This window comes from Vibrio sp. SCSIO 43097 (genome assembly GCF_023650755.1).
Lineage (GTDB): Bacteria > Pseudomonadota > Gammaproteobacteria > Enterobacterales > Vibrionaceae > Vibrio > Vibrio alginolyticus.
Window position 1 is genome coordinate 848278 of the sequence record NZ_CP071841.1, and the last position, 15016, is coordinate 863293.

General features: G+C 44.3%; 13 protein-coding genes. 7 read left to right on the forward strand and 6 right to left on the reverse strand.

The annotated features are described in order from the left end of the window. Both J4N40_RS20090 and J4N40_RS20095 read left to right on the forward strand, forming a co-directional pair. The gene (locus tag J4N40_RS20090) at positions 1–495 is read left to right on the forward strand and encodes a hypothetical protein (RefSeq protein WP_213906157.1); all 495 of its coding nucleotides are present in this window, start codon (positions 1–3) and stop codon (positions 493–495) included. A gap of 140 nt (positions 496–635) precedes the next feature. Beyond that, a complete protein-coding gene (locus J4N40_RS20095) occupies positions 636–1466 on the forward strand; it encodes a sulfurtransferase (RefSeq protein WP_213907153.1) in 831 nt (276 codons plus the stop codon). A 165-nt stretch (positions 1467–1631) separates the two neighbouring features. Here the strand turns inward: J4N40_RS20095 and J4N40_RS20100 are convergent, their stop codons facing one another. Beyond that, a complete protein-coding gene (locus J4N40_RS20100; RefSeq protein WP_005387670.1) occupies positions 1632–2633 on the reverse strand; it encodes a sugar-binding transcriptional regulator in 1002 nt (333 codons plus the stop codon). Positions 2634–3099: 466 nt separating this feature from the next. Between J4N40_RS20100 and tal the strand changes: the two genes are divergently transcribed. Together tal and tkt are read left to right on the forward strand one after the other, a co-directional pair. Continuing rightward, complete coding sequence (tal, locus tag J4N40_RS20105; protein WP_005373488.1) at positions 3100–4050, forward strand: transaldolase; 951 nt, start codon at positions 3100–3102, stop codon at positions 4048–4050. Positions 4051–4175: 125 nt separating this feature from the next. Beyond that, positions 4176–6167, forward strand: coding sequence for a transketolase (gene tkt, locus J4N40_RS20110; RefSeq protein ID WP_042522667.1), 1992 nt, complete (start codon positions 4176–4178; stop codon positions 6165–6167). A gap of 141 nt (positions 6168–6308) precedes the next feature. Here the strand turns inward: tkt and J4N40_RS20115 are convergent, their stop codons facing one another. The 4 genes from J4N40_RS20115 to J4N40_RS20130 all read right to left on the reverse strand — a co-directional run bounded on the left by J4N40_RS20115 (position 6309) and on the right by J4N40_RS20130 (position 10722). Then, on the reverse strand, positions 6309–7871 hold the full coding sequence (locus tag J4N40_RS20115) for a methyl-accepting chemotaxis protein (protein WP_151515720.1): 1563 nt from the start codon (positions 7869–7871) through the stop codon (positions 6309–6311). Between the two features lie 209 nt (positions 7872–8080). After that, positions 8081–9253: an MFS transporter gene (locus J4N40_RS20120; RefSeq protein ID WP_021035943.1), complete on the reverse strand. Its 1173-nt coding sequence runs from the start codon at positions 9251–9253 to the stop codon at positions 8081–8083. 159 nt (positions 9254–9412) lie between these two features. After that, positions 9413–10465, reverse strand: coding sequence for a 3-deoxy-7-phosphoheptulonate synthase AroG (gene aroG, locus J4N40_RS20125; RefSeq protein WP_213972228.1), 1053 nt, complete (start codon positions 10463–10465; stop codon positions 9413–9415). A gap of 5 nt (positions 10466–10470) precedes the next feature. Next, a complete protein-coding gene (locus J4N40_RS20130; protein ID WP_151515721.1) occupies positions 10471–10722 on the reverse strand; it encodes a hypothetical protein in 252 nt (83 codons plus the stop codon). A gap of 202 nt (positions 10723–10924) precedes the next feature. Between J4N40_RS20130 and J4N40_RS20135 the strand changes: the two genes are divergently transcribed. Further along, a complete protein-coding gene (locus J4N40_RS20135) occupies positions 10925–11917 on the forward strand; it encodes an OmpA family protein (RefSeq protein ID WP_171346089.1) in 993 nt (330 codons plus the stop codon). A gap of 89 nt (positions 11918–12006) precedes the next feature. Here the strand turns inward: J4N40_RS20135 and J4N40_RS20140 are convergent, their stop codons facing one another. Then, the gene (locus tag J4N40_RS20140) at positions 12007–12609 is read right to left on the reverse strand and encodes a beta-phosphoglucomutase family hydrolase (protein WP_017819896.1); all 603 of its coding nucleotides are present in this window, start codon (positions 12607–12609) and stop codon (positions 12007–12009) included. 76 nt (positions 12610–12685) lie between these two features. On the opposite strand from J4N40_RS20140, the gene arfB reads away from it, so the two are divergent. Continuing rightward, positions 12686–13099, forward strand: coding sequence for an alternative ribosome rescue aminoacyl-tRNA hydrolase ArfB (gene arfB / locus J4N40_RS20145; protein WP_017635196.1), 414 nt, complete (start codon positions 12686–12688; stop codon positions 13097–13099). Between the two features lie 100 nt (positions 13100–13199). Beyond that, positions 13200–14969: a methyl-accepting chemotaxis protein gene (locus J4N40_RS20150; RefSeq protein WP_171346088.1), complete on the forward strand. Its 1770-nt coding sequence runs from the start codon at positions 13200–13202 to the stop codon at positions 14967–14969. Positions 14970–15016: the final 47 nt, after the last annotated feature.

Here is a 15016-nt window from a genome sequence, read left to right on the forward strand (position 1 = left end):
ATGAAAGCACTTATCACAATCATCATGGGATTAGCACTAACGGCTTGTGGCGGTGGCGGCGGAGGTGGTAACAGTACACCACCTTCACCAACCCAAACCACCGTTGCAGAGGAAGACACAACCCAACAGGAAGAAACAACCGTAGAAGAGACTACCGTAACTGTAGAAAATGCAACCATGCAGGACCTAGTAGTACCGGATGGCTTTAGCTACAACCCAGTGACGGAAGGTACGCTCAATGTAAACATCAGTGGTTTCTCTTCACAACGTGCACACCTAAGCGTGTACAAAGAGTTTGTCGAGAACAGTTCAGGTAACTACGATGCAAAATATCCAAGCAAAGTCGCATCGGTTCCACTCAACAACGGTACAGCAAACGTCGACTTTAATGTTTCTGATAGCCAAGGTAGCCTACTTGTTGAAATTTGGTTCTATGACGGCAGTGACCCAATTCAGAAAGTGATTACTTCTGGAGACAACACTTGGACCATGTAACTAGATAGATTGAAGGCATGGCGAAAGCGACCTTTCATCATAAATCTTCAATCTCAAGCTTAAAAATCGCATCGTTCTTTTGAACATGCGATTTTTTTGTTGTAAAACAGTAAGATTATCCACCTAGCAAACTAAAGACAATGCAAGCACTGATTAGTACTGATGAACTCAATAGCTTTCTCGGCCAACCTAACGTCAAGCTCCTCGACGCTAGTATTGCGTTTCAAATCCCTTCTGAAGGCAAAAAGATTCAAGATAAGTGGATTCCAAATACTTTACGCTTCGATTACGACAATGACTTTTGTTTACCCGGTTCTTCCCTGCCGCATATGATGCCAACAGAAGAAGGCTTCAACCAAAGTGCGCAACAACTCGGTTTGAACAACGAAGATTTGATTGTGGTTTACGACAACTCTGGCACTTTAGCCGCGCCAAGAGCTTGGTGGATGTTCAAAGCTATGGGACATGATAATGTTCGAGTCTTAAACGGCGGCCTTCCCGCTTGGGTTGAAGCCGGATTCCCTGTTGAAAGTACCCTATCGCAACCAAGCGAAGAAGGTAACTTTGCAGGTAAGCTCAACCAAAATGCCTTTTTGAGTGCACAAGATGTTCTTGCTCATTCAACCAATAAAAGTGCCAACATCATCGATGCCAGAGCCAAAGCACGATTCCTTGGTGAAGTGCCTGAGCCACGAGAAGGTCTACGTAGTGGGCACATTCCAAATTCGGTTTGCTTACCGTTTCAAGAACTCTTGACCAACGGTCACATTAAACCAAATTCAGAGTTGCAACAGATATTTAGCGCACTAACGATAGATAGTGACAATTCGATTATTTTTAGTTGCGGTTCCGGTGTAACCGCATGCATTTTATTACTCGCGGCGTATCAAATTGGTCTAGACAACCTGTCGGTGTACGACGGTTCTTGGACCGAATGGGGTACAGACCACTCTCTACCTATCGAGTGTTAAGACAAGTGTCTGTTTAACAAAGTATCTTACGTTTATCTAAAGATGATGTGTTCCAATAAACTAAACGCAGCTTCTAAACCAAACTTGTCATTTCGAAATAGAAACTGGCTATGAGTGATTTGTCACCCCTCATAGCCTGACTACATCAAAAGCCGACTATTTCCGTTAGCGTTCAGATGTCGCGTTGCCGTGCATTTGCTCATCTAAGTTGAGCACGGTTAATGCGTTGCTAACGCTCGTGGCGATCACGTCTATCGCTCCAGTTCTTAATGCTCCGAGTAGAGCGAGTGGCTTGCTGTTCTCAGCTGCGATCGCAATGACTTCCGAGATCGGCCGAAACTCTTCAATACCAAGTCCAATTACTCGGTCACTCATTACCGTGTTCGCTACATTACCGTGAATATCAAAGAAGTCATAACCTGCAAAATCCCCTACCACACCTTGTTGAAGTCTCGACTGAACCACTTCATCAGGCGTAAACCAACCTAAGTCGACCATGTAACTGTTTTCGCTCATGTCACCAATACCAACCAAAGCGACATCGGCTTTACGTGCTAGGTCGAGCGTTTGTTTCACGGTTGCATTTTGCATGAAGGCCAACTTCTGTTCTCTATTTTCTGCGTATGCCGGCGCATAAAGGGTTTCAGAGGTTCCCCCATATTTCTTCGCCAACTGACGACAAATATGGTCGGCGTTATACATACCGCCACGCGGATGAATACCACCAATGCCACACACAAATTTACAATCACGCGGCGTAATAACACCAATATGGTGAGCGACAGACGACACGTTGCGCCCTTGTCCGACCGTCACCACCATGCCGTTTTTGAGCGTGCTAGTGAGATAATTGGACACCAATCCCGATACCTGTAGTCGTTGCGCTTCTTCATTCGGTTGATCAAGAGCAACAAGCGCGCGCTTAACGCCGAATCGTTCGATCAAACGTTGTTCGATCTTAGCGCTGAACACCGGATGATATTTAACGGTAATTTCAACAATGCCTTCATCACGCGCTTGCTTGAGCATTCGCCCGACCTTTGCGCGTGATATGGCAAATTTTCTCGATATCTCTTCCTGAGTCGCACCGTCTTGATAATACGCGACGGAAATCTCTGTCAACAAATCCGTGTTTTCAATGGAAATATCTTGATTAGAACTGCTCATGGTTTCTCTCGCCCTTTAAGAGGATCGATATTGTATGCAATAAGTGAACATATGCTCATTGACTTAGCATATGTTCTTTATCAATTTAAACGCTACATTTGCTCATCGCAATAACATTTTCTCACTACAATTTTTTACCCTCTTGGACAACGCTCAAGCTTTGAACAATAAGGGCAAACGTTTATTTGGGTTAACCACTAAACACACAGTAAAAAAACGTTGATGAAGTTCACTATAAGTCCATTTCAGCGATTGACTTTCAGCATAGATAGGATAAATATGGACACATCATTTACTCAGCTATCGATCAAATGTTCATAGCATTTGTTCGGTAACGAAATTTTCCGTAGTTGGCTGAGCAGATGTCTCATTAAATGCGATGAGACGGTTAGCTAACTCGCTTGCAAATGCACAAGCTGTGATAACAAAAATCACGCTTAAGCCCATTTAAATAGGATGATCGATTATGAGCAACAAGTTAGAGCAACTTCGTAAACTAACGACTGTAGTAGCAGACACTGGCGAAATTGATGCAATTAAAAAGTATCAGCCAGAAGACGCAACAACTAACCCTTCTCTTATCCTTAAAGCCGCTCAAATCGCAGAGTACGCACCTCTAATCGATGCTTCAATCGAATACGCTAAAGCACAGAGCAACGACAAAGCTCAACAAGTTCAAGACACTTGTGACATGCTTGCAGTAAACATCGGTAAAGAAATCCTAAAAACTATCCCAGGTCGTATCTCTACAGAAGTAGACGCTCGTCTATCTTACGATATGGAAGGCAGCGTAGCGAAAGCTCGTCAACTAGTGAAAATGTACAACGATGCTGGCATCACTAACGACCGTATCCTTATCAAACTGGCTTCAACTTGGGAAGGCATTCGCGCAGCTGAGATCCTAGAAAAAGAAGGCATCAACTGTAACCTAACGCTTCTATTCTCGTTCGCTCAAGCACGTGCTTGTGCAGAAGCGGGTGTATTCCTAATCTCGCCATTCGTTGGTCGTATCATGGACTGGTACAAAGCGAAAGAAGGCCGTGACTTCGAAGCTCAAGAAGATCCAGGCGTACTATCTGTAACTAAGATCTACAACTACTACAAAGAATACGGCTACAAAACTGTAGTTATGGGCGCAAGCTTCCGTAATATCGGTGAGATCTTAGAACTAGCTGGTTGTGACCGTCTAACTATCGCTCCTGCTCTACTTGCAGAACTAGAAGCAGCTGAAGGTGAAGTAGTTGAGAAACTAGTTGATTCTAAAGGCGCAGCTGAGCGTCCAGCACCAATGACTCACGCAGAGTTCCTATGGGAACATAACCAAGACCCAATGGCTGTTGAGAAGCTGGCTGAAGGTATCCGCAACTTCGCCGTTGACCAAGGCAAACTAGAAGCGATGATCGAAGCTAAGCTTTAATTGCTTACCAAAAGCGAGTAGCCCGTCTACTCGCTTTTACCATCAGCACTATTTTCAAAAAATTCTATTTGAACTTGTTTCGGCGAGTTCCCTCTATTTAAATCAAATATCGAGAAGTAATCACTATGGATCGTAAACATCTAGCAAATGCAATCCGTGCGCTAAGCATGGATGGTGTTCAACAAGCTAACTCTGGTCACCCAGGTGCACCTATGGGTATGGCTGACATCGCTGAAGTTCTTTGGCGCTCTCATCTAAACCACAACCCATCAAACCCTGAGTGGGCAGACCGCGACCGTTTCGTACTGTCTAACGGCCACGGCTCAATGCTGATTTACTCTCTACTGCACCTTGCAGGTTACGAGTTGTCTATCGACGATCTGAAAAACTTCCGTCAGCTTCACTCTAAAACTCCTGGTCACCCAGAGTACGGTTACGCGCCAGGAATCGAGACCACAACGGGTCCTCTAGGTCAAGGCATCACTAACGCGGTTGGTATGGCTCTAGCTGAAAAAGCGCTAGCAGCACAGTTCAACAAAGAAGGCCACGACATCGTTGACCACTTCACTTACGTGTTCATGGGCGACGGCTGTCTGATGGAAGGTATTTCGCACGAGGCATGTTCTCTTGCAGGTACTCTAGGTCTAGGCAAGCTGATCGCGTTCTGGGATGACAACGGCATCTCTATCGACGGTCACGTTGAAGGTTGGTTCTCTGACGACACACCTAAGCGTTTCGAAGCTTACGGTTGGCACGTAATCCCTGCAGTAGACGGTCACGATGCTGACGCAATCAACGCAGCAATTGAAGCAGCGAAAGCGGATCCACGTCCTACACTTATCTGTACTAAGACTATCATCGGTTTTGGTTCACCAAACAAATCTGGTTCACACGATTGTCACGGTGCGCCACTAGGTGCAGAAGAAATCGCAGCAACACGCAAAGAACTAGGTTGGGAGCACGGTCCTTTTGAAATTCCGCAAGAAGTCTACGCAGAATGGTCAGCGAAAGAAACAGGCGCAGCTAAGGAAGCAGCGTGGAACGAGAAATTTGCAGCTTATGAAGCAGCGTACCCTGAGCTGGCAGCTGAATTTAAACGCCGCGTAAACGGCGAGCTTCCTGCACAGTGGGAAGAAAAAGCAAGCCAAATCATTGCTGATCTTCAAGCTAACCCAGCAAACATTGCATCACGTAAAGCGTCTCAAAATGCTCTAGAAGCATTTGGTGCTCTACTACCAGAGTTCATGGGTGGCTCTGCTGACCTAGCACCTTCTAACCTAACCATGTGGTCTGGTTCTAAGTCTCTAGAAGCAAGCGACTTCTCTGGTAACTACATCCACTACGGCGTACGTGAATTCGGTATGACAGCGATCATGAACGGTATCGCGCTACACGGTGGTTTCGTTCCTTACGGCGCAACATTCCTAATGTTCATGGAGTACGCACGTAACGCAATGCGTATGGCTGCGCTGATGAAAATTCAGAACATCCAAGTGTACACGCATGACTCTATCGGTCTTGGCGAAGATGGTCCAACTCACCAACCAGTTGAGCAAATGGCATCGCTACGCCTAACACCAAACATGAGCACATGGCGTCCATGTGACCAAGTTGAGTCCGCTGTAGCTTGGAAGTTGGCGATTGAACGTAAAGATGCACCGACAGCACTTATCTTCTCTCGTCAAAACCTTGCGCAACAAGAGCGCACAGCAGAACAAGTAGCAGACATCGCGAAAGGTGCTTACATTCTGAAAGATTGCGAAGGCAAGCCTGAGCTAATCCTTATCGCAACAGGTTCTGAAGTTGAACTAGCAGTAGAAGCAGCAGCACAGCTAACTGCTGAAGGTAAGAAAGTACGCGTTGTTTCAATGCCATCAACAGACGCATTCGACAAACAAGACGCCGCTTACCGTGAAGCTGTACTGCCATCAGACGTAACAGCACGTATCGCAATTGAAGCAGGTATTGCTGACTTCTGGTACAAGTACGTAGGCTTCGACGGTCGCATCATCGGTATGACTTCATTCGGTGAATCTGCACCAGCTGGCGAACTATTCAAAATGTTTGGTTTCACGACTGAAAACGTAGTGAACACAGCAAAAGAGCTACTCGCGTAATTGCAGTAAAAAGATAGTCAGTTTTCTCTATTGCGAATGTGAAAACTGAAAAGCCCCACCAGCAATGGCGGGGCTTTCTTTTATCTGGCTCCTATTCGCATAAACGCAGCCAGGACATAAACATCACAACTTTCGTTACGACTATTTGTCTTCAAATCGAAGTGCGAGCTGATAGAAATCTTGTACTTGGTCTTTCAACTGTCGGCTGTTTTGTTCAACTGAATGTGTTGCTGCCAAGTTTTGTTCTGCGGTCGAAGCGATAGAATGAATGTGCTGGTTTACATCACTAGATAGCTTTAACTGGTTATTCGCCGCTTCTGCTACATCAACCATCAGCCCACTCATGGTTTGCATCATCTGTTCAACTTCAGACAAACGCAACGCGCTTTGTTCTGCTACTTGAGAACAGGCATCGGTTTGCTCTTTGTTTGCCAGAATATCTTTCTGCCAACTTTGAATCGTTGCCAACATAGTGGAGATAGAAGCTTGGATTTGTTCAGTTGCATTGGATGTACGCCCAGAAAGCGCGCGGACCTCATCAGCTACAACAGCAAAACCACGACCTTGCTCCCCTGCTCTTGCCGCTTCAATCGCCGCGTTAAGTGCCAGTAAATTGGTTTGCTCTGCGATCCCACCAATCTCTTCCATCAAATGGTTCACCTTCTGCGCCTGATCACTCAGTTGATACGTCGTTTCCGTCGCTTTTTCAGCTTGAAGGCTTAATTGCGCTAGATTGGTGTGCGTTTGATCAATGGTCTCCTTCGCCATCAAGCATGACTTCAATGTATCATCAATCAACATATGGGCATCATTGGTACTCGAAGAAACCGAATTTGCCGACGACTCCACCTCTTGGGTAGCATCTCGCACACGATGAATATCGGTATTTTGCTGATTTAATGCAGCCGAGACTTCTGCCGTTGTTTGACTGAGCTCTTCGGCGCAATGCTGCAAAGGCAATGCGGAGTCAGTCATTCTTCCTAACACGGTTCGAATTCTTGCGGATAGCATTTTGATATGGAAATCGGCAATCGAAAATGCCGTGTTACCGGAATAGATCAAGCGACTTACGCTGTCATATTGCTTTTGTAACTTTTTAAGTTGCTGAGGTGTATCAATTAACTCTTGGCGGAATAACAGAGCCAGAACACTTGCAGGTAACGCACTTGCAAGCCAAGCCAACGGCCCTTCAACAGACAACGCATATGCGGTTGCAGGTGCGGTTAGTGCACCAAGTAGAATCGCATAGCGAATGGTTTCATTGATTTTCAACGACCAAGTTCGGCCAGACTTCTCTGCAGCACGCATGCTTTTGTAGGCTTTTGTCGCAATATCAACCCACTCTCGCTTTGGCTTCACGCGCACTGATTGATACCCAACAACATGGTTGTCTTCGTAGATAGGGGTGACATAAGCATCAACCCAATAGTAACCGCCAGACTTAGTGGAATTCTTAACCATTCCACGCCAGGCTTTACCTTGTTTAAGGCGTGCCCACATGTCACCGAAAGCGGCTTTAGGCATATCATTATGACGAACTATATTGTGGTTCTGACCGACAAGTTCTTCGTGAGTGTATTCAGCAACGCGGCAAAAGGCTTCATTACAATATGTAATAACACCTTGTAAGTTCGTTGTTGAGACGAGTTCCTCAGACTCCCTCACGAGAGTTTCTTGAGCTTTATGAGAAATATTGGCTGACATAGACGAAACTTCTTTAGTTTTTATTGATTTTCGGCAAGATATATACAGGATTTTTATTTTTATTACAAAAAGTTAGATAAAAAGTCTTATCAAATCGACATTTTTATTGTGGGAATTCACATTATCGATAAAAACATAAAGAAGAGATTGTTGATTTGAGCTAATAAACAAACCCGACACGATAGGCCGGGTTATATATTAAGCCTTAATTAAGCGGTTTGTGATTCTGGCTTTTTATTCGTTTTTAACGCAAACATCGCGATAACGAGTAACACAAATGGAAGAACATACAAATTAAGATTCTGCCAACCTACGGTAGACTCAAGCCAACCAGATAGTAATGCGGTGATGGTGACACAACTGAACACGAAGAATTCATTAAACGCTTGAGCCTTGCTTCTGTTTTTCGCTTCATAGCTTTGACTAAACAGCCCGGTTGCTGCGATAAACATAAAGTTCCACCCTATTCCTAACAGGATTAAAGCAAGACTAAAATGCCAGATAGACACTCCATGTATATTAATTCCAATACAAGCAACAAATAGCAATCCACCCGCCAAAATCATATTCTTAGCGCCAAACCGTTCTATCAGACGGCCCGTGACAAACGCAGGTGCAAACATACCCAACACGTGCCATTCGATCACTCCCGCCGCTTTATCAAAATCAAAGCCACAACCAATCATCGCTAAAGGAGTTGCTGTCATTAAAATGTTCATCACCGCGTACGCAACCATTGCCGCGATAACTGCCAGCATGAAATTAGGTCGACGAATAATCAGTCTCAGCTTATCCGCCTTAGCGTGTAGCGCCTGCGTGTGTGCAGGTGGAAAACGAATGGTTTGCAGCACAACCAACGCGGTTATATAAAGCACGACAAGCACAGCAAATGCACTAATGTATAAGCCATCATCTGACCACTGCTGCGAGTACACGGCCAGATTAGGCCCAAGGATCGCCGCTAACACCCCACCCGCCATAGATATCGAAATCGCCCTATGCCTTGCCGACTCTTCACACACTTCAATGGCAGCAAACCTGTATAGAGTACCGAAACCTATACCAACACCAAGCAAAAACGTAGACATGCAGAACAGATAGAAGTTTTGTTGACTTAATGCATACGTCGCTAGACTAGCACCCAAAATGCCAATGACATTACCAAGGCTAAAACCAAGGCGACGCCCTAACTTGCCCATAATTAGCGACGCAGGAATTGTCGCGGCCATCAGTCCCAAAAACTGCAGTGCAACTGGTAATGTGATAAAACTTGATGACGGCGCAAGTGTTTTGCCAATAAGGGCAATAACAGATATGAGTAAAATATTCCCTGTCATTAATAAGGCTTGGCAGAGGGATAGAAGCCATACATTACGATTCAATTCCAAATTCCTTTTGGTTACGACGTATACAGATAACATATAGGAAAGCAGAAACAATAGAAAGATATGAGAGTAATTCTCAACAAAAAGAGCCAGAGGCATAGTACCTCTGGCTCTTCACTATTCACTTTTCGCTTTTAAAAAGTTTTTCTGTTGAGCTTACTTGTTGCGGCGCGCTTTTACTGCATCAGAAAGCTGACGAAGTACCGTTTCCGTATCTTCCCAACCAATACATGCATCAGTAATCGACTGACCATAAGTGGCTGCTTTGCCATCCACTAAGTCTTGGCGACCTTCAACTAAATGAGACTCGATCATCACACCAAAAATGGCTTCTTCGCCAGCAGAGATTTGCTCGGATACATCATCAGACACCAGCATTTGACGCTTGAACTGCTTCGAGCTGTTAGCATGGCTAAAATCAATCATCACTTTTTTCGGCAGACCTGCGGTGTCCAGCTCATCTTTAATTTGAGCTACATGTGCTCCACTGTAGTTTGGTTCTTTACCGCCACGTAGAATAATATGGCAGTCTGGATTACCAGCGGTTTCTACGATCGCGGAATGACCGTATTTTGTTACTGAAAGGAAGTGATGGGAAGCGCTTGCAGAACGAATCGCGTCGCTCGCTATTTTAATATTCCCGTCTGTACCGTTTTTGAAACCTACAGGACAAGAAAGACCAGAAGCTAGCTCGCGGTGAACCTGAGATTCTGTCGTACGAGCACCGATAGCGCCCCAACTGATCAAATCCGCCACGTACTGAGGTGTGATCATATCTAAGAATTCACTTGCCGTTGGCAAGCCCATATCGGTTAGATCAAGAAGAAGTTTACGTCCGATACGTAGACCATCATTTAGCTTATAGGTGTCATTTAAGTAAGGGTCATTGATAAGGCCTTTCCAACCAACGGTCGTACGCGGCTTTTCAAAATAAACTCGCATAACAACCTCAAGCTGCTCGCCCAGTTCATCACGTAGTACTTTTAGCTTTTTGCCGTACTCAACCGCGGCAGCCGGATCGTGAATAGAACACGGGCCAACGATCACGAGTAATCGATCGTCTTTTCCTTCAAGAATATTGTGAATGGCGTTACGGCAATCAAAAGTGGTCGAAGAAGCGGTTTCAGTCGCTGGGAACTTCTCTAATACTGCAACAGGTGGCAATAACTCTTTTACTCTATTTATTCTTACATCATCAGTTTGAAACATTACTTCTACTTCCTGGTTTTATTTCCGACCCCATTTTTACCAACTGAACTCATTGCAACATTGTTCACAAAGCGAGCAGCATCAAGGGCTGTGGTCATTTTCTGTCTAGCGTTTAAGTAACTTATCGGCTTAGGCGTAGACTTGCAATCAGTTTTTGCAAATAAATGCAAATAAAAACCACCTGTTAACCACTGCGCACAATGTAAAGTAAAGTTTACGAAAAAAAGTTCAAAATAATCATCAATTTTCTTATGCACCAAAAAATCTTTACTACAATGTAAGAAATATCAGAAGTTTGTGAGGTATTTTTGGGTAGTAAATGTTGATCAAGTTCAAATATATTGTTGCTTGATATGAAATGATTAGAATATTAAACTAATTTCTTATAAACGCTGGTTTTTTCTAATTTTTTGATAAAACGAAGTAGAAGTTAATATGCAATCAATACAAGGAAACATTATGAACAAAGTAGCAATTGCAGTAGCAGCAGTGGTAGCTGGTAGTAGCGCGCTTTTAAACTCTGCTCAAGCTGAAATGTACATCGGGGGCAAAGTGGGCATGACTACACTTGACGACGCTTGCTATCTAAATAGCCCTTGTGATGATGAAGCGTTCGGTGCAGGACTACATATCGGTTATGACTTTACCGATATCATCGGGCTAGAGTACGGCGTAGACTTCTTAGGCGACTATGAAGGAAACTCTAGGTCAGGGGCTAATACGATTAATACGATTGACGGCAATCTAACGGCTTTAACACTTGCACCTAAATTAAACTGGCACTTAAACGACTCTTGGAATCTATTTGCTAAGATCGGTGGTGCTTACATGATGTCTGATGACGAAACAGACTTTGTCCCAACAGGTTCTTTGGGTGCTGAATACTCGATCGATAGAAACTGGAGTGTTCGCGCTGAATACCAACGCTACCAAGATATGTCTGACGACGTGTGGGACGACATGGATGCTAACTTCTTTGGTATCGGTGTTAACTACAAATTCGCAGCAGCTCCAGTTGTTGCAGCAGTTGTAACGGAAGAAGTGATCGAGCCAGATCCAGAACCAGTGATGATGAGCAAGGTGCACAAAGAAGAGTACGGTACAGGTACGTTTGAATTCGATAGTGCTAAGTTAACAGAGTCCGTTTCTGAACGTCTGGACAACTTTGTTTCATTCTTGAACGAATATCCTCAAGCTCAAGTAGAGATTACTGGTTACACGGATAGCTCAGGCCCTGCGGCATACAACCAAAAACTGTCTGAGCGTCGTGCTCAATCTGTTGCTGATTACCTAACCGCAGCTGGCATTGGTTCAGATCGTTTGACAGTTAAAGGTATGGGTGAAGAAAACCCAGTTGCTGACAACAGCACTCGCGAAGGTCGTGAGAAAAACCGTCGCGTAGAAGTTGTGGTACCTTCATTTGAATACCAAGAGCTAGTTCAACCAGAATAAGCATCTATGATTCATGATCGATGATGTGGTAAAAAATTAATGGGGTGCATTTGCACCCCATTTTGATCTCATATTAAGGGATATTGCCACTATGGTTTTGGGAAAAAGATCAACTCATTATCTTGCACCATAACGCAATCCATACCAGCTGCATGCGCCGCTCGCTTCCCCAACTCAGTATCCTCGAACACAAGACACTGTGACGCCTCCAAGTCGAGTTGTTCCGCGGCCACCAAAAAGGTATCTGGAAAGGGTTTATGGTTCTCTACATCACTCGCGGTTACTACAACATCCAACTTGTCTAATAAACCTGCATGGCTTAATAAGCGCATGGCACTTTCTCGTTGGCTGCCAGTCCCGACTGCAATTTTCTTATGGCCTAAATATTCCTCTAACACGATGTTCGTGCAAGGAATAACGTCACCATGAAGCTCCATAGCAGCGAATGTTTCCATTTTAAATGTCGCGACAGTTTTAGGATCTAATGAAAGCTCATGCACACGATTTAGTTCCTCAACAATTTTAAAGCTCGGCATCCCTCCCAAACTGTGAAACCATTCCTGGCAAAACGGAAAATCAAAACGCTCAGCAGTTGCTTGCCAAGCTGCCAAATGGGCTGGCATGGTATCGATTAGAGTACCATCCATATCAAATATGAATCCCTCATAGGGTCTAAAATCAATCGTGCTCATGTCTTTTCTTCTATTTGTGCATCTGTAATGTTAATTTATCAGCTCTTTCAATCGTCCTTACCGGCATTTACTTATCATGCTCAAAATTTCGAACTCCGTCACAATTCAAGAGTGGGAAATTCAATTATCCCCAATTAGAGCTCAAGGAAATGGTGGCCAGAACGTTAACAAGGTAGCGTCCGCTATACACCTGCGCTTTGATATCCGGCATTCAAGCTTACCTGACTTTTACAAAGAGCGATTACTTGCACTTTCTGATAGTCGTATAAGTAAAGATGGCGTGATCATCATCAAAGCGCAACAATTTCGGACACAAGAACAAAATAAGGAAGACGCCCTAAATCGGCTTCAAGCATTGATAAAAGCTGCCGCTTTACAGGAGAAGAAGCGTATTAAAACGAAACCAACCCGCGCTTCTCAACGCCGACGACTTGATACAAAAAACAAGCACGGAGCGAAAAAACAGCAACGTAAAAAAGTGCTGTATTAGTGCATGTCGTTTTCTCGACATGTTAGTTGAACAACGTTTGCTAGCCCTTGGAAATCTCATTGGATTTCTCTTTTTAGTTACTTATTCAGGAAACAACAATATGACTATTAGGCAAAAACTCTACTTCCTCGGAGTTATCGCCATTTTAGGCATCGTGGCCCTTTTGGGTACGTCATCCCATTTTGAAAATAAGAGCAATGATCTTAATCACGCCATCAAACTCGTTGGTGATCTAGAAATACGCTTACTCAACTTACGCAGAAATGAAAAAGATTTCCTACTGCGTAGTAATGACAAATATCTAAATAAGTTTGACGCCAATGTTGACAAGTTTATAGACACAGAAAAAGAGCTTGCGAGCATACTCAAGAGTAATGAATTACCTTCCAGTCAACAATTTAAGCAAGACTTGCTCGCATACCAAAGGGGCTTTCAGAATCTGGTCAGCGCTTACCAACGATACGGGCTTGATTCAAAGAGTGGGCTTCTCGCCGGTTACGAACAAGCACTATTAGAAGCTAAACAACGTTCAGACCACCAGCAGTTATTGGCATTAGTCCGTTTTGACTCTGCGGTAAAAGCAGGACTATTCAATAGTGACTTGCTTGAGGGGCAATATGCTCCGGAGCTTATCAAAACAGGTAAGCAATTGGCGGCCCAAAAGCAAGTTGTTGGGGTTGCTTATGACAAAGGCCTACTCGGTGAAACTCGCGCATTATCCCATGCCGTAGAAGAGCAATTTGAAACCTTTTCCACAGCCCTTAGCTCTGCTGCCGCACAACGTGATGAACAAATGTCGACCATCAAGCAGGTCATTACAGCTCTGATCTTAGTCGTTATTTTCGCATTGATTTGGCAAATTTCACGTTCAATCAATACGCGAGTGAATAGCTTACTTGGCACCATTCGAAGTATCAGCGAAACGAACAACATGGGACTTCGATCTGATTTGAAAGGTCAAGACGAGCTATTTGATATCAGTCATCACCTCAATGACCTATTGGATAAGCTTGAGCATCTAATTAGTAGTACCCAAGAAAAATCGGCGCAACTCACTGCAAGTACCGATAATATGCATCGTGAGTTAGAAGGCGTTATGGAGCAATTCCACACGCAAACTGACCACACAGCATCAATGGCGACGGCAGTTCAGCAAATGGTTGCCACAATAGGTGAAATCTCTGAAAGCACATCAGTTGCGGTAGAAGGCGTACATCAGGCAGCGAATAATGCCGAGCAAGGTCGAGGAGTTGTTGAGGCGACGGTAACCAACATCGGTCAACTAACCACGATTTTATCAAACAGCCAGCAGTCGATTGGCTCGCTGAATCAGCATGTAGATAAAATTGGTGGTGCCGTGAACATCATCCAAGAAATTGCAGAGCAAACCAACCTACTAGCTCTCAACGCAGCAATTGAAGCCGCGCGAGCAGGAGAACAAGGCCGCGGGTTTGCAGTTGTCGCCGATGAAGTACGCGCCCTAGCTAGCCGAACTCATCAATCCACAGAGGAAATCACACGGGTCGTTGCAGACATTCAAACTCAAATGTCTACAGTTGTTGCTGATATTGATCAATGTAACGATCAAGGGCAACAAACACTTAATGCTTCTGAAAAACTGGATTCTAGCCTGCAACAGATCATTACTGACATGCATTCAATTCAAGGTAATTCGGAGCGCATAGCTTCAGCAATTGAAGAACAAGGTATCGTGATGAACCAAGTTAGCGGTTCAATCACCGAGCTAAACGCAATATCTGAGAATAACATGCAATCCGCTCAGGAATGCTTGCATGAAGTGAACTCTGTCTCTGCTCAAGCTCATGATATGGATGAAGCCGTTGCACAATTCAAAACTGCGCTAAAATAACCCTTTTCAAAATAGAAAGCCCGAAGCAATCATTGCTTCGGGCTTTT